The sequence below is a fragment of the Gemmatimonadaceae bacterium genome, assembly GCA_035533755.1.
GTDB lineage: Bacteria > Gemmatimonadota > Gemmatimonadetes > Gemmatimonadales > Gemmatimonadaceae > JAGWRI01.
The window spans coordinates 1-19,398 of the sequence record DATLTC010000061.1 but is presented as its reverse complement, the minus strand read 5'-3'; the positions used below and the strand labels follow the sequence as shown (position 1 = coordinate 19,398).

Below are 19,398 nucleotides of genomic sequence, written 5' to 3'. Positions count from 1 at the left end.
CCTGAGCGACTGGGCGCACGGGCAGCTGTTCGATTCCACCGAGGTGGTGGACGAACGCGGCGTGGTGCGCGAGGAATGGCGCGGCCGCAAGGGCGCCGACGACCGCATGCTGCAGCAATGGCTGCCGATCGCGTTCAAGGGATCGCGCTACGCCGTGCGGCTGCCGATCGGCAACGAGCACAGCATCATGACGGCCACGCCGTCGCGGCTGCGCGGATTCTACGACACCTGGTATCGCCCCGACCTGATGGCGGTGATCGCCGTGGGCGACTTCGACAAGACCACGATCGAGGCGCTCATCAAGCGCGACTTCTCGGGCATCCCCGATCCGGCGCACGAACTGCCGCGTCCGGTGGCGGGCATCCCCGACAACACGGCGCCGCTGGTAGCCATTACCACCGACAAGGAAGCCACCGGCTCCAATGTGGACCTGATCTTCAAGATGCCGCGGCGGAAGACGACCACGGTGGCGGACTACCGGCGCGACCTGGTCGCCGGCCTGTACCTGTCGATGCTCAACAACCGGTTCTCCGAGATCGCGCAGAAGCCCGACGCGCCGTTCCTCGACGCCGGCGCCTCCAAGGGGGACTTCTTCGCGCGCACGGTGGAAGCCTTCTCGCTCGCCGCCGACGTGAAGGACGGCGGAATCGAGCGCGGCACCGCGGCGCTGCTCGAGGAGGCCCGGCGCGTGAACCGGTTCGGCTTCCTGGCCAGCGAACTGCAGCGGGCCAAGGAGAACACGCTCCGCGCCTACGAGCGGAGTTACGACGAGCGGGAGAAGACGAATTCCGGCTCGTTCGTGGAGGAGTACGTGGGCAACTTCCTCACCGGCGAGGCGATCCCCAGCATCGGCTGGGAGTACCGGACGGTGAAGGAGCTGCTGCCCACGATCACCGTGGCCGACGTGAACGACCTCGCCCGCCGCTGGATCACCGACGACAATCGCGTGGTGATCGTCGAGGCGCCCGACAAGCCGGGCGTGGAGGTGCCCACGCGGGCCCGGCTGCTGGCGGTGATGGACAGCGCGGCCCGGGTGCCGCTCACGCCGTACACCGAGACGCTGTCCAGCGCGCCGCTGCTGGCGCCGATCAGGGCCGAGGGGCGCGTGGTGGCGCAACGGACCATCCCCGCGGTGAACGTCACCGAGTGGACGCTGTCCAATGGCGCGCACGTGGTGGTGAAGCCCACCGACTACAAGGCCGACGAGGTGCTGCTCACCGCGTACGCCGACGGCGGGACGTCGCTGGCGCCCGACTCCATGTACATGTCGGCGGCGCTCGCGTCGCAGATCGTTGCGATCAGCGGCCTGGGCGACTTCAGCCGCGTGGACCTGGGCAAGAAGCTGGCCGGAAAAGTGGCGAGCGTGTCGGCGGGCATCAGCGGCACGGCGGAGTCGCTGAGCGGCCGCGCCTCGCCCAAGGATCTCGAGACGATGTTCAAGCTCATCCATCTGGAGTTCACGGGCGCGCGGCTCGACACGGCGGCGTTCGCGGCGTTCAGGAACCAGGTGGGGCCGTACCTGGCCAACCGCGGCGCGTCACCCGACGAGGTGTTCTCCGACAGCGTGCAGGTGGCCATGGCGCAGCACGACTTCCGCGCGCGTCCCCTCTCGCCGGCCACGTTCGCCGAGGTCAATCCGCACGAAGCGCTGGACTTTTTCAGAGCGCGGTTTGCCGGCGCCGGCGGGTTCACGTTCGTGTTCGTGGGCAACGTGAATCTCGACACGCTCAAGGCGCTGAGCGAGAAATATCTGGCCACGCTGCCCGCGGGACACCCCGAGGCGTGGCGCGAGGTGACCAAGGGGCCGCCCACCGGCGTCGTTGACCAGACGGTGTACAAGGGCGTGGAGCCCAAGGCCAACACGGTGATCCTGTTCACCGGGCCGGTGGCGTACACGCCCGAGAACCGGTTCTACCTGCGCGCGCTGTCGGAGCTGTTCCAGATCCAGGTGGACGAGACGCTGCGCGAACAGATGGGCGGCACGTACAGCCCGAGCGTGGGCGGCTCGGCCAGCCGCGTGCCGCGCGAGAACTACACGCTGCAGGTGCAGTACGAGTCGTCGCCGGCCAACGCCGACACGCTGTTCAAGACCACGTTCGCGCTCATCGACTCGCTGCGCCGCAAGGGGCCGTCGGCGCTCGACGTGCAGAAGGTCAAGGAACAGCTCCTGCGCGAGCATCAGGTGGAGGTGAAGCAGAACGCCTTCTGGGCCGGCAACATCGCCGCCCGCCTGCAGGCCGGCGAGGACATCGTGGGACTGGCCGATCCGTACACCGCGATGATCGAGGGACTCACGGCGGAGCAGCTGCAGCAGGCGGCTCGGCTGTTTTTCAATACGAAAAACTATGCGCGGTTCCTGTTGTTGCCTGAGAACGGTAGGACAGTAGGGCGGTAGGGGGGGCGGGGGGAACTGCGTTCGCGGTCATCCGTCCTACCCCCCTGCGGTCCTACCGTCCTACTGCCCCTTCATGCGATAAAGCGTCAGGGCGTTCTCCCTCAGCACCATCCGCGCCAGCTGCTCGGCTCTCGCCCGGCTGATCTCGCCGTCGCGCATCATGCCGGTGAGCGCCAGGCCCAGCGCCTTGCGGGCCGAGGTCGCGGCGAGGTAGGTGCTCTGGTCCCACCCCTGCGTGGGCCCGCCGTCGAAGGCGTCGGTGCCGAACAGCACCTTCTCCGGCCACTGGCTGAGCCAGTCGCGGAGCACGCGGGCCAACGTGGACGGCTCGATGAACTGCGTCATCATCGAGATGTCGGCGTACATGTTGGGCTTGCCCAGCAGCGACATCGTCTCGTCCACCAGCGGCCAGCCGCCGTGGAGCATCACGAAGTTGGTGCCGCGGAGCGACGGGTCGTCGGCCACCGACTCCAGCAGGTGCGGCGCCGATCCGCTGGGCGAGTAGTAGCCGCCGAACTCGTAGAGCACGTGGATGTGCACTGCCATGCCCAGCCCGCCGGCGCGGCGGGCGATCTCGCGGAACAGATAGTCCTCGAGGATCTTGTACTCGGCGTGGGTGGGCGTGCCGCCACGCACGTAGCGCGCGTACACGGCCCGCGCCGCCGCCGGGTCGGGCGTGTCGAAGTCCAGCGGTCGCAGGTACGCCGCCTCGAACTTCACGGCCACGGCGCCCGAGTCGCGCTGCTGCTGCAGCGTGGGCGCGATCACCGCCTGCACGTATCCGTCGAGCGTGGGCGGCAGCGCCGTCAGCTTGAGCGCGGCCATGTAGCGGTGCAGCAACGCCGCCTCGCGGGGGTAGAGCGGTTGGGTGTCCGGGGACCGTGCCGCCTCGGCCCGCGTGTCGAGCGGGAGCATGAGCGCGTCGTCGAACGCCACCCACCGGAAGCGCGGCGGCGCGAGGCCGGGTCCCATGGCCACGCGGTTGGCGAACATCACGTCGATGCCCGCCTTGTCCAGCACCCACGCCGGAAAGTTGTTGCCCTGCTGCTTGAGCACGCGGTCGCGCGCATCCGCCACCGCGCGCGCATAGGCCTTGCCCGTGTCCGACGCCGGCACGCCGTACAGCGCGTGTGCCGCGGCCGCCCACTCCGGGTTCTCGGGGCGCAGCCGCCAGGGCAACTGGAAGGGCGGAATGCCGTCCAGCGGCAGTGCGTCGTATTCCGTGTCGGCCGGCGCGCCGGGCTGGATGGGGCGCATGGGATGCGCGTGATTGTCCACGGCCTTGATGCCGGCGATGTAGCCGGCCAGGCGCGCATCGATGGCCGGCTGATTGGCGGAACTGCCGTCGCACGCCGTGAACAGCAGCGCGCCGGCAACGAGGGCGAGGATCTTCATGGACCGCGGGATGGCATGGAGGAGGAGAGGAGCGGGTGCGGGGATACCATATGCCCGGCCCCCGGGGCCGCGCAAATCCGGTGACCGCGGAGACGCTGCGGGAGTGCTGGTATGGGGGTGGGTCCTTGCCTGACGCCCCTGGACGCGGCACGTTGATCCGGTTGCCGCCCATTTCACCACCCATGACCCGGAAGGTTTCATGCGCAAGTCCATCGTTCCCATTCTCGTCGGCCTTATCGTGTCGGCCGCCGGTGCCGGCGCGCAGGCGCCGAGTCCCGTGGCCGACGCGTTGCGCGCCGATCTCAAGGGCGCCGCGCGCAACTTCACCGGCGCGGCCGAAGAGATGCCCGCCGACAAGTACGGCTTCGCGCCCACCAAGGCGCAGATGACGTTCGGCGCGCTGGTGCTGCACGTGGCCTCGTCCAACGAGTTCATGTGCTCGCGGATCTCCGGCACCAAGGCGCCCGAAGAGGCCAAGCTCGAAGCGACGTCGCCCAAGGATCAGCTCGTGGCGCGCGTGAAGCGGTCGTTCGACTACTGCACCACCGCGCTGGCCAACCTCACCGACGCGGGGCTCAACGAGAGCGTGCCGTACTTCGGCGGGCGGAACGTCACGCGCGCGGTGGCCATCCTCGGCATCGCGGCCGACTGGGCGGACCACTACGGCGCGGCGGCCGGCTACCTGCGGCTGAACGGGCATCTGCCGCCGACGGCGCGGGGCCGGGGCGGCATGTAGCGAGCGGCGCGCGGCGGCGGGCAGCGAGGCGGAGTGGATTCTCCGTTTCATGCCCGCTCGCCGCCGCGAAACCCGGGGCCTGGCGCTGCGTACGGACAGTGCGCCCGGGTGGGCGCCTCATTCAACACGGAGAACCGTCATGACATCGCCCAATCCCAACACCGAAGAACACGTCGTCACCGGCGAGGGCCTGGTGGGGCGCGTGAAGGAGCTGGTGCACCAGGGCAACATCCGCCGCGTCATCATCAAGAATGAGAAGGGGGCGACGATCCTGGAAATCCCGCTCACGTTCGGCGTGGTGGGTGCCGCGCTGCTGCCGGTGTGGGTGGCGCTGGGTTCGATCGCGGCGCTGGCCGGCCACTACACGATCGTGGTGGAAAAGCACGGCGACGAGAAATGACGTTAGGTTTCAATGACTCCGGACGGTAGTTCCGGTTGTTCCGTCCTACCCTCCTACTGTCCTACCGTCCTACCGCCCAATGACCGAACGCGACCTCCACGCGCTGCTCACCGCCCTGCACCACGATCTCAGCCAGGCGACTTCGGTCGATGCGCCCACGCGCGCGTTGCTGGAGCAGCTGTCCGCCGACATCCGCCCGATCGTCGAGGCGGGGCCCGGCGGCCCGATTGCCGGGGGCAAGCCCGGCGGCTTGCGCGAGCGGCTCGACGCCGCGATGGCTGCCGTGGAGGCTTCGCATCCGGCGCTCGCCCGGACGCTCGAGCACGTGGCCGACACGCTCGCGTTCTACAACCTCTGACGGGCGCGGCAGTTCGCCGTGCCGGTGGAGCGACGCCGGCGGCCATTCGAGCGGCGTGAGTGCGCGGATCGTGCTTCGGAGCGCGAAACCCGCTATACTTCATGGCATAGACTCTTGCCGCGGATGCCATTGGCCGCGACTCGCCCACCGAGGAGCGATCATGCCCCAGACATTGCCCGCCGCCCGCTTGGAATTCATCGCCGTCATGAAGCGCGAGACCTCCACCACGGAGTACCCGCGCTTTCTCGCCGTGCTCGACGCCATGATCGAGTGGAGTCTGGCCCGGCCGACGATGGTGAAGTTCCGGCCCGATGAATCGGAGAACGGCAAGGTCGCGTTCGAGCGCGTGGGGTCCAAGGTGGTGTTCTGGACGGCCACGCCGCGCAAGCACGATCGCCCGCGGCTGGAACTGCTGCCCCGCGCGGCGCGCCTGCTCAGCGAGGACGATCGCGCCAACGCCACGCTCACGCTCAACACGCATTCGCGTGAAGAGTTGACGGTGGAAGATCCGCTGCGCATCGGGTTCGGCGCGCTCAAGAACCAGGCAGCGCGGGCCGCGGTGTTCGATTGCATGGACCAACTGCTGGTGGTCACCTGACGTATTGCCGTGCGCATGGCCGCACGGTCTAACCTTTCCCAGGACCTTGCGTGCCGTTCAGTGACCTGAAGCTCCACCCCGATCTCCTGCGCGGCATCAAGGAGTTGGGCTACCCCCGCCCGACGCCCATCCAGAACGACGCGATCCCGCCGGCCATGGCCGGCCGCGACGTGCTGGCCTGCGCCATGACGGGCAGCGGCAAGACGGCGGCGTTCCTGCTCCCCATCCTGCATCATCTCTCGGGCCGCCCGCGCGGGACCACGCGCGCGCTCGTGATCACGCCCACGCGTGAACTGGCGGCGCAGATCCTCGAGGACCTCAACGACCTCGCGGTGCACACGCCCCTCACCGGCGCCGCCGTCTACGGCGGCGTGGGCATGGGTCCGCAGGAGCACGCCTTCCGCAGCGGCGTGGACGTGATCATCGCCACGCCCGGCCGCCTGCTCGATCATTTCAAGGCGCCGTACGCCAAGCTGGCGGGCCTCGAGCACCTGGTGCTCGACGAGGCCGACCGGATGCTCGACATGGGATTCCTGCCCGAGATCCGGAAGATCCTGCGCCACCTGCCCGCCAAGCGGCAGACGCTGTTCTTCAGCGCCACCATGCCGCCCGCCATCGCCGCGCTCACCCGCGAGATGCTGAAGGATCCGGTCACGCTCAACGTGGAACGCCAGTCGGCGCCCGCCGTGGGCATCACGCAGGCCATCTATCCGGTGGCGCAGGAACTCAAGTCGTCGCTCCTGCTCGCCCTGCTCGAGCGCGGCGACATGAACGAGGCGCTGGTGTTCACGCGCACCAAGCACCGCGCCAACCGGCTGGCCGAATTCCTGGTCAAGCGCGGCATCAAGGCCGAGCGCATCCACGGCAACCGCTCGCAGGCGCAGCGCACCGCGGCGCTCGACGGCTTCAAGCGCGGCACGCACCGCGTGCTCGTGGCCACCGACATCGCCGCCCGCGGCATCGACGTCGAGGCGCTGGGCCACGTGGTGAACTTCGACGTGCCCAACGTGCCCGACGACTACATCCATCGCGTGGGTCGCACGGCCCGCGCCGAGGCCACGGGCGAGGCGTACACGCTGGTGTCGCCCGAGGAAGAGGGCGAGTTGCGCGGCATCGAGCGCGCCATCGGCAAGCGGTTGCCGCGCGTGATCCTGCCCGACTTCGACTACAAGGCGCGCGCCGAGGGCAAGCTCGAAGTCCCGCTCGCCGACCGCATCGCCGCCATCCGCAGCCGCAAGGCCGACGAGCGGGCCCGCGCCAAGGCCAAGGAAGCCCGCCGCCGCCGGTAGGGGCGTTCCACTTGCGCCGGGTCCGCGGAACGGGCAGCATATCCGGACCATGACCCCACTCCATTCCGCAGGTTGGACGCGCCGCGTGCGGTTGCCGCGGTGCTCCGTCGCGCTGTGCGCGCTCACGCTGTTCACGGCCACGCCGCTCACGCTCCGCGCGCAGCAGGGCGTGGATATGGCCAAGCTGCAGGACGAAGCGGTGTCGCGCATCGAGCAGTACATCCGCATCAACACCACCAATCCGCCGGGCAACGAAGACCAGACCATGAAGTTCTTCGCCCGGATCTTCACGGCCGAGGGCATTCCGTTCGACACCGCGTCGTCGGCGCCGGGCCGCGGCAACGTCTGGGCGCGGCTCAAGGGCGGGTCGCAGCCGGCGCTGGTGCTGCTCAGCCACATGGACGTGGTGCCCGCCGACCCCAAGTACTGGAGCGTGGATCCCTTCGCCGCCACCGTGAAGGACGGCTACCTCTGGGGCCGCGGCACGCTCGACACCAAGACGCTCGGCATCGTGGAGCTCGAGGCGTTCCTGGCGCTGCACCGCAGCAAGGCGCCGCTCGACCGCGACGTGATCTTCATGGCCACCGCCGACGAGGAAGCCGGCGCGGCGTTCGGCGCCGGGTGGATCATGCAGCACCATCCCGAAGCGTTCGCCGGCGCGGGGTTCGTGCTCAACGAGGGCGGCATGGGCAGCGTGGACGACGGCCGCGAGCAGTTCGGCATCGAGGTCACCCAGAAGGTGCCGTACTGGTTCAAGCTCACCGCCACCGGCACGCCCCGCCACGGCTCCGAGCCGCAGGTGGCGTCGGCCGTGAACCGCCTCGTGCGCGCGCTGTACCGGCTGCAGACCTACCAGTTCGCGCCGCGCATCATCCCGGCCGTGGACGCGTACTTCAAGGGGCTCGCGCCCACCGCGGCCCCGCAGTGGAAGGCCGCGTTCGCCGACATGAGCAAGACGATCCAGGATCCCGACGCCCTGCTCCGGCTGCAGACCGAGATGCCCGAGCTCGCCGCGCTCACCCGCAACACCTGCGCGATCACCATGCTCAAGGGCAGCGACAAGATCAACGTCATCCCGCCCGAGGCGTCGGCGCAGCTGGATTGCCGGCTGCTCCCCGATCAGAACGTGCCGGAGTTCAAGCAGGAACTCCGCGACGCGCTCAACGATCCCGGCATCGCCATCGACCAGCTCCTCGGCTTCACGCCCGCCGTGTCGTCCACCGACACGCCGCTCTACCGCGCGATCGTGGCCGTGACCAAGGAGCACTACCCGAACGCCGCCATCGTGCCCGCGGTGTCCACGGGCTTCACCGACAGCCACTTCTTCCGCGACCGCGGCATCGCGTCGTACGGGTACGCGCCCTTCCTCATTCCCGAAGCCGACAACTCGGGCATCCACGGCAACAACGAGCGCCTCTCGATCGCGAACGTGCGCACGGGCACGCAGATGATGTACGAACTCGTGCGCCGCATGACGACGCCGTGATCGGGCGCTATGTTGCGTGAATCCCAACCTGGTCCGGATATCCCCATGAAGCGGTCATTCCTGTTCGGCGCGTTCGCCTTCGCGCTCGCCGCGTGCACGGCTCCGCTCACCGTCACCTCGGCGCCCACGCCGGCCCGTCCGCCGGCCAGCACTGCGGCAGCGGCGCCGGCCTCGGTGCCCAGGACCACCCTCGATTCCGCGCCCACCGATTGGCAGCTGCTCGACCTGGCCGCCGATCACGTGCCCGGCATCAGCGTGCTGCGCGCCGAGCACGACCTGCTGGCGGGCATGACGCCCAGACCCGTGCTCGTGGCCGTGATCGACGGCGGACTGGACACCGCCCACGTGGACCTGGCGCCGCATCTCTGGCACAATCCCAAGGAGATCGCCGGCAACGGCAAGGATGACGACGGCAACGGCTACGTGGACGATGACTGGGGCTGGAATTTCATCGGCGGCGCCGACGGCAAGGACATCGACCACGAGACGTTCGAACTCACGCGGTTGTACTCCCGGTGCAAGGGGATCGCCAACCTGAGCGTGGCCGGCCCGGTTCCGCCGGCCGCCGAGTGCCAGCACATCGAGACCGAATTCGAGCAGAAGCGCCTGGCCGACGTCGCGACGCTGGACAACATCGACAACGCCGACCGCGCGCTCACGCGCGCGCTGGAGATCCTCAAGGCCGCGATCGCCGACTCGCTCACCGAAGCGCGGGTCAAGGCGTTCCAGCCGAGCGGCCCCAACGAGGTGCAGGCGCGGGCGATCTTCCTGCAGCTGGAAGATCGGGGGGTGACGCCGTCGGTGATCGCCGAAGCGAAGAAGGAGTACACGTCGCGGGTCAAGTACGGCTACGACTCCACGTACGATCCGCGGCCGATCGTGGGCGACGACTACAACAATCTGTCGCAGCGCGACTACGGCAACCGCGACGTGATGGGCCCCGACGCGCTGCACGGGTCGCACGTGTCCGGCATCATCGCCGGCATGCCCGACGCCAAGGAGGGGATCCAGGGGATCGCCCAGGCGGCCCGCATCATGATGATCCGCACCATCCCCGACGGCGACGAGCGGGACAAGGACGTGGCCAACGCCATTCGCTATGCGGTGGACGAGGGCGCCCGGGTGATCAACATGAGCTTCGGCAAGGAGTACTCGCCGCAGAAGGCGGTGGTGGACGACGCGGTGCGGTACGCCGACGCGCACGGCGTGCTGATGGTCCATGCCGCGGGCAACGACGGCAAGGACATCGACCAGGGGCAGAACTTTCCCACGCCGTACTACCTCACGGGCGGCCGGGCGCAGAACTGGATCGAGGTGGGCGCGTCGTCGTGGAAGGGCGGCGACACGCTGGCCACGTCGTTCAGCAACTATGGCCAGCAGCGCGTGGACGTGTTCGCGCCGGGCGAGGACATCCTGTCCACGATTCCCGGCAACAAGTACGAGCGCGACAGCGGCACGAGCATGGCGTCGCCGGTGGTGGCGGGGCTCGCGGCGCTGATCATGTCGTACTATCCCAGCCTCTCGGCGGCCGACGTGAAGCGGATCATCCTGCAGTCGGCCACGCGCTACCCGGCGCAGATGGTGGCCCGGCCCGGGGCCAAGGACGGCGACCCGCTGGTGCCGTTCGGATCGCTCTCGGTCACGGGTGGGATCGTGAACGCGTATGCGGCGCTCCAGCTGGCGGCGTCGGCGGCGGCAGCCAAGCCGTAGCCGGCGCCGACCGGCCAGCGCATAAATCGCGCTACAGCAGCGAGTTCCGTCAGGGAACCGCCGTGGATGTCAGGTTTTACCGCACATTTCCGGGTCATTTAACCCAGGAAAAACGGGCGTTTTCGCCGACTGTAGGGGTTTAGGGAAGCTCATAGACTGAGCGGCACAGGGACAAGAGGTCGATCCACCAGGGATCGGTCGGCAAAGTCCCCCTAAAACCCCCAGGTGCCGTATGAGATTCTCCCGCAAATACTCCAGCCTGCTCGTGGTGGCGGCCCTCCTCGGCCTCCGTCCTGCGGTTTCGTTCGCCCAGGGAGACGCAGGCATCCAGCACATCCGGCCCATGGATCAGCGTGGGCTGAACATCTTCGAGCCGCCCAAGGCCGACACCACCAAGTTCACCGGCCTGCACACCAGTTGGGGCGCCGCGTTCACGCAGGACTTCCAGAACTTCACGCATCAGAACACCGCCACGCCGAACTTGGTGAACGGCGTCAATGCCAACGCGCTCATGCCGATCGGCCCGGGCTTCAACAACGCGATGGCCAACCTGTACATGAACACGCAGCTGGCCAAGGGCATCCGCGTGCAGCTCACCGCGTACCTCTCCACGCGCCACCACAACGAAGCGTGGGTCAAGGACGGCTACTTCCTGATCGACGACTCGCCGTTTGACGTGCCCGAGTTGAACATGCTCATGCAGTATCTCACGCTCCGCGTGGGGCACTTCGAGATCAACTACGGGGACGAGCACTTCCGCCGCACCGACGGCGGCAACGCGCTCGACAACGCGTTCATCGGCAATCCGATCATCGATGCGTTCACCACGGAGATCGGCGCCGAAGCGTACCTGCGGTCCAACGGCTACATGCTGATGGGCGCGATCACGGGCGGCGAGGTGCGCGGCACGGTGGAGACGCCGAGCAAGCGCGCCCCGGCGTTCTACGGCAAGGCGGGGTACGACAAGCAGCTGAACAAGGATCTGCGCTTCCGCCTCACGGGTTCGCTGTTCAGCCAGGCGCGCTCGGCCAACAACACGCTCATCGGCGGCGATCGCGCCGGCTCGCACTACTTCGACGTGATGGAGAACACCGCGTCCACCACGACCGCCAATGCCTGGTCGGGCACGATCAATCCCGGCATGCGCAACGACATCCACGCGCTGGCGGTGAACCCGTTCATCAAGTACCAGGGGCTGGAACTGTTCGGCGACGCCGAGCGTTTCCGCGGCAGCTCGGCCACCGAGGTCAGTGATCGCACGTGGACGCAGTACGACGGCCAGGCGGTGTACCGGTTCCTGCCCAACGAGCAGGCGTACGTGGGCTATCGCTACAACACGGCCAAGGGACAACTCACCGGCATCACCAACGACGTGAGCGTGAATCGCTGGTCGGTGGGTGGCGGCCTGTTCGTCACCAGGAACGTGCTGGCCAAGTTCGAGTACACGAACCAGACCTACAACAACTTCCCGCTCACCGACATCCGGAGCGGCGGACTGTTCAAGGGGTTCATGCTCGAGGGCGTGGTCGCCTTCTGACGGCATAGATGCGGGAGACGGGATCGGGCGATCCCGCGGCGGCGCCGGCTCCTCGATGTCGGCGCACCGAACCCTCCACCGCGAGCGCGGCGGGGGGTTTCCCGCGTCCGCGGCGGGCTCTGGAGTCCGCCGACCGCGGCGATCCGCGCGACGGGCGCCAGGACGCGCGACGGGCGCCAGGAACCCAGGGGTTCGAACGGATGCTCCTGATTGGACGGATGGTTCGGATCGAACTGCCCTTGAGGGGAATCGAGGGCGAGTCCGGCCCCCGCGCCTTGCATGGGGCGGGTCCATTGCGCAATCTCCTCTATGGTAGCGGCGGCATCCGTTTGTCCGTCCTACCGTCCTACCGTCCTACCGTTTTACCGTCCTACTCTCACCCGCCATGCAGACTTCCACTACCGGCTACCCACGGCTCACCGAACCCCTCGTCCGCACGGACGGGGAGCTCCGGCCCGCAACCTGGGACCAGGCGCTCGATGCGGCCGCCGACGGATTCCGTCGCAACATCGAGCGGCACGGCCCCGATGCGCTGGGCATCTTCTCCTGCTCCAAGTCGAGCAACGAGATGAATTTCCTGGCGCAGAAGCTGGCCCGCGTCGCCTTCGGCACCAACAACATCGACAGCTGCAACCGAACGTGACACGCTCCTAGCGTCGTCGGTCTGGCGACGGTCTTTGGGGCGGGCGGGGGCACGAGCTCCTATGAAGAAGTGGAGGACGCGGACGTCGTTCTCCTCTGGGGATCGAACGCGCGTGAGGCGCACCCGATCTGGTTCCACCACCTGCTCAAGGGGGTCCGGAACGGGGCGCGCCTGTACGTGGTCGACCCCCGGCGGACGTCGTCCGCCCAGTGGGCCGACGTGTGGATGGGCATCCACGTGGGCAGCGACATCGCGCTGTCCAACGCGATGGCGCGCGAGATCATCCACGCCGGACTGGCCCACGAGAAGTTCATCGCCAACGCCACGGAGGGGTTCGACGCCTATCGCGCGTCGGTGGAGCCGTACACGCTCGAGTACGCCGAACAGCTGTGCGGCGTGCCGGCCCGCGTCATCCGCGAGGCCGCGCACACGTACGCCAAGTCCGAGCGGGCAATGATCTGCTGGACGCTGGGCATCACGGAGCATCACGACGCCACCGACAACGTGCTGGCGCTGATCAACCTGTCGCTGCTCACGGGGCACGTGGGCACCTGGGGCTCGGGGTGCAATCCGCTCCGCGGCCAGAACAACGTGCAGGGCGGCGGCGACATGGGCGCCATTCCCAACAAGCTGGCGGGTTTCCAGGACATGCTCGACGACGAGGCCCGCGGCCGCTTCGAGCGCAAGTGGAACACCACCATCCAGCGCAAGTATGGCTGGAACCTCACCGAGATGCTCCACGCCATGGGCCGCGGCGAGATGACGTCGCTGTTCGTGATCGGCGAGAACCCCGCGCAGTCCGACGCCGACGGGCATCACGTGGAGTCGCTGCTCCGCGGGCTCGACCACCTGGTGGTGCAGGAGATCTTCCTCACGCGCACCGCGCAGCTGGCCGATGTCGTGCTCCCGTCCGCCGCCACCTGGTGCGAGGGCGAGGGCACGGTCACCAACAGCGAGCGCCGCGTGCAGCGCGTGAAGAAGGCCACCGAGCCGCCCGGCGGCGCGCGCGACGAGCTGTGGATTCTGTCAGAGCTGGCCCGGCGCCTGGGCCACGATTGGGGAACGCCCACTGCCGAGCAGGTCTGGAACGAGGTGCGCGAGCTGGCGCCCGCGTTCTGCGGCGGCATGAGCTATGCGCGCCTCGAGGCGATGGGGGGCATCCAGTGGCCCTGTCCCGACGAGTCGCACCCCGGCACCAGGTTCCTGCACGCGCGGCTGTGGGACGAGCCGCGCGGCGGCCGCGCCGCGCCGTTCAGCGTGGTCCGCCACGAGGGACCGGTGGAGAAGGTCAGCCCGGAGTATCCGTTGGTGCTCACCACCGGGCGCCGGCTCGAGTCGTACAACACCGGCGTGCAGTCGGGGGGCTACGACTCGCCGCTGCATCTGGGCGAGATGCTGGATATCTCTCCCGAGGACGCGGCGCGGATGCACATCGCCGACGGCGACGTGCTGCGCATCACGTCGCGGCGCGGGAGCGTGGTGGCGCCGGCCCGCGTGGACCGGTCGCTGCGTCCCGGCGTGGTGTTCATGACGCTGCACTTTCCCGATGAGGTGGCCACGAACTTGCTCACGATCGACGCGTCCGACGCGAAATCCGGCACGGCAGAATTCAAGGCCTGCGCGGTGCGCGTGGAACGCGCCGGGCCGTCCATGGAGGCCGCGGACTGATGGACATCCGGCTGCTCGACGCCACGCCCACGGACGACGAACGCCAGGCGGTGGACGTCTGCCTGGGGCCTCCGCGCGGGTCGTGGGACGGCGGGACCGTGCGGAGCGCGGAAGATCTGCACGTGGCCTACGGCGGCCAGGAGATGCGCGACCGCCGGCATCAGCTGCTCCCGGCGCTGCGGGCGTTGCAGGCGCGGGTGGGCTGGATCAGCGAGGGCGGGCTGGCGTACGTGTGCGAGCGGCTGGACGTGCCGCCGGCCGATGCGTGGGGGGTGGCCACGTTCTACGCGCTGCTCTCCACCACGCCGCGCGCCAAGCGGGTGCTGCACGTGTGCGACGACATCGCCTGCAAGTGTCGGGGCGCCGACGCGCTGATCGGCGAGTTGGAGCGGCGGGTGGGGCCGGCGCACGGGCACGGGCCGCACGGCGATCAGGTGGCGATCGCCGACGGGGCGTCCACCTGGGTGCGCTCTCCCTGCCTGGGCATGTGCGAGCATGGGCCGGCGGCACTGCTGCAGGTGGCGGGCGAGTCGCCCGTGGAGCACGAGATCGCCGAACTGACGGTGGAGACGGCGGTGGCGCTGCTCGACGGCAGCCGCGCGCTGCCCACCGAGCCTGCGCCGGAGGCCGTGCCCCGGTTTCTGGGCGATCTGCGTTTGCTCAAGCGCGTGGGACTCGTGGATCCCACCAGCATCCAGGCGTACCAGGAGAGCGGCGGGTTCGTGGCGCTGGCCCGGGCGATCGCGCTGGGGCCCGAGCGGGTGATCGCCGAGGTGACGGCGTCGGGGCTCACCGGGCGCGGGGGCGCGGCGTTCCCCACGGGCCGAAAGTGGGAGGCCGTGGCCAAGCAGCCCGTGGCCACGCACTATCTGATCTGCAACGCCGACGAGTCGGAGCCCGGCACGTTCAAGGATCGTGTGCTCATGGAGGGCGATCCGTTCGCGATCGTCGAGGCGATGACCATCGCCGGATATGCCACCGGGTGCGAGCGGGGCTTCATCTACATCCGCGGCGAGTATCCGCTGGCCACGGCGCGGCTGCAGCACGCCATCGACGCCTGCCGGGCCAACGGCAAGTTGGGCGACGACATCCTGAAACTCGGCGTCACGTTCGACATCGAGATCCGGCGGGGCGGCGGCGCGTACATCTGCGGCGAGGAGACGGCGATCTTCAACTCGATCGAAGGGTTCCGCGGCGAGCCGCGCAACAAGCCGCCGTTCCCGGTGCAGGCGGGGCTGTTCGGGTGTCCGACGCTGGTGAACAACGTGGAGACGCTGGCCAACGTGCCGCTCATCGTGCTGCAGGGCGGGGCGGCGTTCGCGAAGGTGGGCGGCGGCCAGAGCACGGGCACCAAGCTGTTCTGCGTGAGCGGCAACGTGCGGCATCCGGGCGTGGTGGAGGTGCCGTTCGGCACCACGCTGCGCCAGGTGATGGACCTCTGCGGCGGGCTGCCCGAGGGCCGGTCGCTGCAGGCCGTGCTGCTGGGCGGCGCGGCCGGCGTGTTCGTGCGCGGGGACGAGCTGGACATTCCGCTCACGCTCGAAGGGGCGCGCGCCGCGGGGGCGACGCTGGGCTCCGGCGTGGTGGTGGCGTTCGACGACCGGGCGGACATGAAGGACGTGGTGCGCCGCATCGCCGCGTTCTTCCGCGACGAGTCGTGCGGGCAGTGCGTGCCGTGCCGGGTGGGGACGGTGCGGCAGGAGGAGGCGTTGTGCCGCATCAACGCCGGCAAGACCTTCGGCGGCGTGTCGAAGGAGCTGGCGTTGCTCGACGAGGTGGGCGCGTCGATGAAGGACGCATCCATCTGCGGGCTCGGGCAGACGGCGTATTCGGCGGTTGAATCCGCCATTAGGAGGCTGGGGTTGTATGGAAGTCGGTAGCGCCTTTTGAGGGTAGGACGGTAGGGGGGTAGGGGGGTAGGGGAGAACGCCGTTGGCTGTTTGCAGTTGTAGTTCCCCAAAGCAGTCTTGCTGTTTGCAGTTATCCGCGCATCCGTTCAATTCGCTTTTGTCGTAGTTCCAAAGCAGTTGTAGTTGTAGTTGCAGTTGCAGTTGCAGTTGTAGTTGCAGTTGCAGTTGTAGTTGCAGTTTCTCAATCGCCAACTCCCTGCAAAAAGGCCTTGCCCCACCGATGACCGGTATCGCTCCAGTACCTCTCGCTCAGATCCGCCGGCGCCGCAACGCCGATGTGGCGCAGGTATCGCTCACCATCGACGGCCGAGCGGTGGTGGTGCCCGAGGGCACCACCATTCTCGCCGCCTGCACGCAGATGGGGATCGAGATCCCCACCCTCTGTTTTCTCGAGACGCTGCGTCCCGTGAACGTGTGCCGCATCTGCGTGGTGGAGGTGAAGGGGTCGCGCGTGCTGGTGCCCAGCTGCTCGCGGGCCGTCGAGGCCGGCATGGACGTGCAGACCAACTCGCCGCGGGTGCGGCACAGCCGCAAGCTGATTCTCGAGATGCTCGCGTCGTCGGTGGATCTGTCCACCACACCCCAGGTGGCGGCGTGGGTGGCCGAGTATGGCGCCGATCCCGCGCGGTTCGGTCCGCCCGCGCCCGCCGCGGCCGCCGGTGCGCGCGACGCGCTCGTGCCCGGGCATCACGCGCCGCCGGATCCCGCGTACGCCGCCACCGTGGCGCAGCCCACCAAGGTGGACAACGATCTGTACGTGCGCGACTACGCCAAGTGCATCCTCTGCTACAAGTGCGTGGAGGCGTGCGGCCCCGAGCATCAGAACACCTTCGCGATCGCGGTGGCTGGGCGCGGGTTCGATGCCCGCATCTCCACCGAGATGGCGGTGGCGCTGCCCCAGTCGGCGTGCGTCTATTGCGGCAACTGCATTGCCGTGTGTCCCACGGGCGCGCTGATGGCCAGGACCGAGTTCGACATGCGGGCCGACGGATCGTGGGACGAGGCCGCGCAGACCGCCACCGACACCATCTGTCCGTACTGCGGCGTGGGGTGCACGCTCACGCTGCACGTGCAGGATGGGGAGATCGTGAAGGCCACGAGTCCGCTGGGCAACGAGGTCACCCGGGGCAATCTCTGCATCAAGGGCCGGTTCGGCTGGCGGTTCGTGCAGGGTGCGCGTGGCTGAGACGCCGCCGGCACTGGGGGCCGTTCCCGGCGTGGGCTACGGGCTGCCGGTGGAGTCGCGCAGCTTCGTCCACCTCGACGGGGATGCCGCGCATGCCGACCGGGCGCCGGTGGCCGGCGAGGTGCCGGTGGCGTTCGTGTACGGGGGGCGGTCGCACGTGGTGATGATGTGCACGCCCTCCGATCTCGAGGATCTGGCGGTGGGGTTCTCGCTCAGCGAGGGGATCGTGGAGCGCGCCGCCGACATCGGGCGCGTGGAGATCGCGCCGCACAGCCGCGGAGTGGAGCTGACCATCGAGATTCCCAGCGCCGCGTCGGCGCGGCTGGCCGATCGGACGCGGGTGCTCGCCGGCCGCACCGGCTGTGGGCTGTGCGGGGTGGAGGCGATCGACGATGCCGTGCGCGCGCCGCGGGTGGTGGCGTCGTCGCTCGTGGTCGCCGCCGAGGCGTTGTGGCGGGCGGGCTCGGCGCTGGACGCGCGGCAGCCGTTCAATCGCGACACGCACGCCGTGCACGGAGCGGCGTGGGCGCGTGCCGACGGCACGCTGCACGTGGTGCGCGAGGACGTGGGTCGTCACAACGCGCTGGACAAGGTGCTCGGCGCGCTGGCGCGCGAGGGGGTGGACCCTGGGGCCGGGTTCCTGGTGGTCACGAGCCGGGCGAGCTTTGAATTGGTGCAGAAGGCGGCCGCGTTCGGCGTGCCGTTGCTGGCTGCAGTGTCGCGTCCCACCGGTCTTGCCGTGCGCCTGGCCGAGGCGGCGAATGTCTGCCTCGTGGGCCTGCTGCGCGGGCGGACCGCGAATGTGTATGCTCACCCGGAGCGCGTGGGCGCTCCGATCACGCGGGAGACGAGTTGACCGGTTCCACCGTTCCATCCGATATCGAAATCGCGCAGGCTGCGCGGCCGCGTCCGATCGTGGACGTGGCCGCGGACCTTGGCCTCGGCGCTGACGACATAGACCTGTACGGCAAGTACAAGGCCAAGATCCCGCTCGAGATCTCCACGCGTCCCGTGCGTGGGCGGCTGGTGCTGGTGACGGCGATCAGTCCCACGCCGGCCGGCGAGGGCAAGAGCACCGTGAGCGTGGGGCTGTCGCAGGCGCTGCGGCGCATCGGCACGAACGCCATTCTCTGCATGCGCGAGCCCAGTCTGGGGCCCGTGTTCGGGGTCAAGGGTGGGGCGGCCGGTGGCGGGTATGCGCAGGTGATTCCGATGGAGGACATCAACCTCCACTTCACCGGCGACTTCCATGCCATCTCGAGCGCGCACGCGCTGTTGTCGGCCATGCTCGACAACCATCTGCAGCAGGGCAACGCGTTGAACATCGACGCGCGGCGGATCACCTGGCCGCGGACGATCGACATGAACGATCGCGCGCTGCGCAATGCCGTGATCGGGTTGGGCGGGATGAGCGACGGCGTGGTGCGCGAGGAGCATTGGGTGATCATTCCGGCCAGCGAGATCATGGCGATCGTGGCGCTGTCCAGCAGTCGCAAGGATCTGGAGGAGCGGCTGTCGCGGATCATCGTGGGGGCCACGGCGGGCAAGGACCGGCAGCCGGTGCGGGCCGGTCAGTTGAACGCGAGCGGGGCGATGGCGATGCTGCTCAAGGATGCCATCCGTCCCAATCTCGTGCAGACGTTGGAGGGTGGGCCGGCGTTCGTGCACGCCGGTCCGTTCGGCAACATCGCGCACGGGTGCAACAGCATTCTGGCCACGCGGTCGGCGCTGGCGCTGGGTGACGTGGTGGTGACCGAGGCCGGGTTCGGGTCGGATCTGGGGGCCGAGAAATTCTTCGACATCAAGTGCCGGTTCGGGGGGTTGAATCCCGAGGCGGCGGTGCTGGTGGCCACCATCCGCTCGCTGAAGATGCAGGGCGGGATGGACAAGAAGTCGCTGACGAAGGAGGACCTGGGCGCGTTGGAGCGCGGGTTGCCGCATCTGAAGCACCATCTGGAGAACGTGCGGCAGTTCGGCGTTCCGGTGGTGATCGCGATCAACCGGATCCTGAGCGACACGCCGGCCGAGTTGAAGATGGTGCACGATTACGCGGCCGGGTTGGGTGCGCGGGTGGTGCTGGCCGACGT

The 19,398-nt window shown here is 68.8% G+C and carries 15 protein-coding genes; 14 read left to right on the top strand and 1 reads right to left on the bottom strand.

Annotated features, from left to right (window positions below):
- Positions 1-2,395: insulinase family protein (locus tag VNE60_09540; protein HVB31753.1), on the top strand; the 2,395-nt coding region annotated here is incomplete at its 5' end.
- Between the two features lie 60 nt (positions 2,396-2,455).
- Here the strand turns inward: VNE60_09540 and VNE60_09535 are convergent.
- Positions 2,456-3,790, bottom strand: coding sequence for a hypothetical protein (locus tag VNE60_09535; GenBank protein HVB31752.1), 1,335 nt, complete (start codon positions 3,788-3,790; stop codon positions 2,456-2,458).
- Between the two features lie 199 nt (positions 3,791-3,989).
- Between VNE60_09535 and VNE60_09530 the strand changes: the two genes are divergently transcribed.
- The 13 genes from VNE60_09530 to VNE60_09470 form a co-directional block, all read left to right on the top strand.
- Positions 3,990-4,526 carry a DinB family protein gene (locus VNE60_09530; protein HVB31751.1) on the top strand — a complete coding sequence of 179 codons (537 nt, stop codon included), beginning with the start codon at positions 3,990-3,992 and terminating at the stop codon, positions 4,524-4,526.
- Positions 4,527-4,665: 139 nt separating this feature from the next.
- A complete protein-coding gene (locus VNE60_09525) occupies positions 4,666-4,926 on the top strand; it encodes a DUF4342 domain-containing protein (protein ID HVB31750.1) in 261 nt (86 codons plus the stop codon).
- Positions 4,927-5,005: 79 nt separating this feature from the next.
- Positions 5,006-5,284, top strand: a complete 279-nt coding sequence (locus VNE60_09520) for a DUF4404 family protein (protein ID HVB31749.1) — start codon at positions 5,006-5,008, stop codon at positions 5,282-5,284.
- A gap of 160 nt (positions 5,285-5,444) precedes the next feature.
- Positions 5,445-5,882 carry a hypothetical protein gene (locus VNE60_09515; GenBank protein HVB31748.1) on the top strand — a complete coding sequence of 146 codons (438 nt, stop codon included), beginning with the start codon at positions 5,445-5,447 and terminating at the stop codon, positions 5,880-5,882.
- Positions 5,883-5,932: 50 nt separating this feature from the next.
- Positions 5,933-7,171, top strand: a complete 1,239-nt coding sequence (locus VNE60_09510; GenBank protein ID HVB31747.1) for a DEAD/DEAH box helicase — start codon at positions 5,933-5,935, stop codon at positions 7,169-7,171.
- Between the two features lie 49 nt (positions 7,172-7,220).
- Positions 7,221-8,657, top strand: a complete 1,437-nt coding sequence (locus VNE60_09505; protein HVB31746.1) for a M20/M25/M40 family metallo-hydrolase — start codon at positions 7,221-7,223, stop codon at positions 8,655-8,657.
- A gap of 45 nt (positions 8,658-8,702) precedes the next feature.
- Positions 8,703-10,367, top strand: a complete 1,665-nt coding sequence (locus VNE60_09500; GenBank protein ID HVB31745.1) for a S8 family peptidase — start codon at positions 8,703-8,705, stop codon at positions 10,365-10,367.
- Between the two features lie 232 nt (positions 10,368-10,599).
- Positions 10,600-11,904 carry a hypothetical protein gene (locus tag VNE60_09495; protein ID HVB31744.1) on the top strand — a complete coding sequence of 435 codons (1,305 nt, stop codon included), beginning with the start codon at positions 10,600-10,602 and terminating at the stop codon, positions 11,902-11,904.
- Positions 11,905-12,289: 385 nt separating this feature from the next.
- Entirely contained in the window at positions 12,290-14,215 is a 1,926-nt protein-coding gene (locus VNE60_09490) for a molybdopterin-dependent oxidoreductase (GenBank protein HVB31743.1), read from the top strand.
- Positions 14,215-16,095: an NAD(P)H-dependent oxidoreductase subunit E gene (locus VNE60_09485; protein HVB31742.1), complete on the top strand. Its 1,881-nt coding sequence runs from the start codon at positions 14,215-14,217 to the stop codon at positions 16,093-16,095. The genes VNE60_09490 and VNE60_09485 overlap by 1 nt, the downstream gene beginning before the upstream one ends.
- A 250-nt stretch (positions 16,096-16,345) precedes the next feature.
- A complete protein-coding gene (locus VNE60_09480) occupies positions 16,346-17,311 on the top strand; it encodes a 2Fe-2S iron-sulfur cluster-binding protein (protein HVB31741.1) in 966 nt (321 codons plus the stop codon).
- Complete coding sequence (fdhD, locus tag VNE60_09475) at positions 17,304-18,167, top strand: formate dehydrogenase accessory sulfurtransferase FdhD (protein ID HVB31740.1); 864 nt, start codon at positions 17,304-17,306, stop codon at positions 18,165-18,167. The genes VNE60_09480 and fdhD overlap by 8 nt, the downstream gene beginning before the upstream one ends.
- A partial coding sequence (locus tag VNE60_09470; protein HVB31739.1) for a formate--tetrahydrofolate ligase occupies positions 18,164-19,398 on the top strand: 1,235 nt, incomplete at its 3' end. The genes fdhD and VNE60_09470, both read left to right, overlap by 4 nt.

What these genes read in the sequence shown, in the direction of transcription:
- VNE60_09535 (HVB31752.1), bottom strand. Translation starts at nt 3,790, where the DNA reads ATGAAGATCCTCGCCCTCGTTGCCGGCGCGCTGCTGTTCACGGCGTGC.
- VNE60_09530 (HVB31751.1), top strand. Translation starts at nt 3,990, where the DNA reads ATGCGCAAGTCCATCGTTCCCATTCTCGTCGGCCTTATCGTGTCGGCC.
- VNE60_09525 (HVB31750.1), top strand. Translation starts at nt 4,666, where the DNA reads ATGACATCGCCCAATCCCAACACCGAAGAACACGTCGTCACCGGCGAG.
- VNE60_09520 (HVB31749.1), top strand. Translation starts at nt 5,006, where the DNA reads ATGACCGAACGCGACCTCCACGCGCTGCTCACCGCCCTGCACCACGAT.
- VNE60_09515 (HVB31748.1), top strand. Translation starts at nt 5,445, where the DNA reads ATGCCCCAGACATTGCCCGCCGCCCGCTTGGAATTCATCGCCGTCATG.
- VNE60_09505 (HVB31746.1), top strand. Translation starts at nt 7,221, where the DNA reads ATGACCCCACTCCATTCCGCAGGTTGGACGCGCCGCGTGCGGTTGCCG.
- VNE60_09500 (HVB31745.1), top strand. Translation starts at nt 8,703, where the DNA reads ATGAAGCGGTCATTCCTGTTCGGCGCGTTCGCCTTCGCGCTCGCCGCG.
- VNE60_09495 (HVB31744.1), top strand. Translation starts at nt 10,600, where the DNA reads ATGAGATTCTCCCGCAAATACTCCAGCCTGCTCGTGGTGGCGGCCCTC.
- VNE60_09485 (HVB31742.1), top strand. Translation starts at nt 14,215, where the DNA reads ATGGACATCCGGCTGCTCGACGCCACGCCCACGGACGACGAACGCCAG.
- VNE60_09480 (HVB31741.1), top strand. Translation starts at nt 16,346, where the DNA reads ATGACCGGTATCGCTCCAGTACCTCTCGCTCAGATCCGCCGGCGCCGC.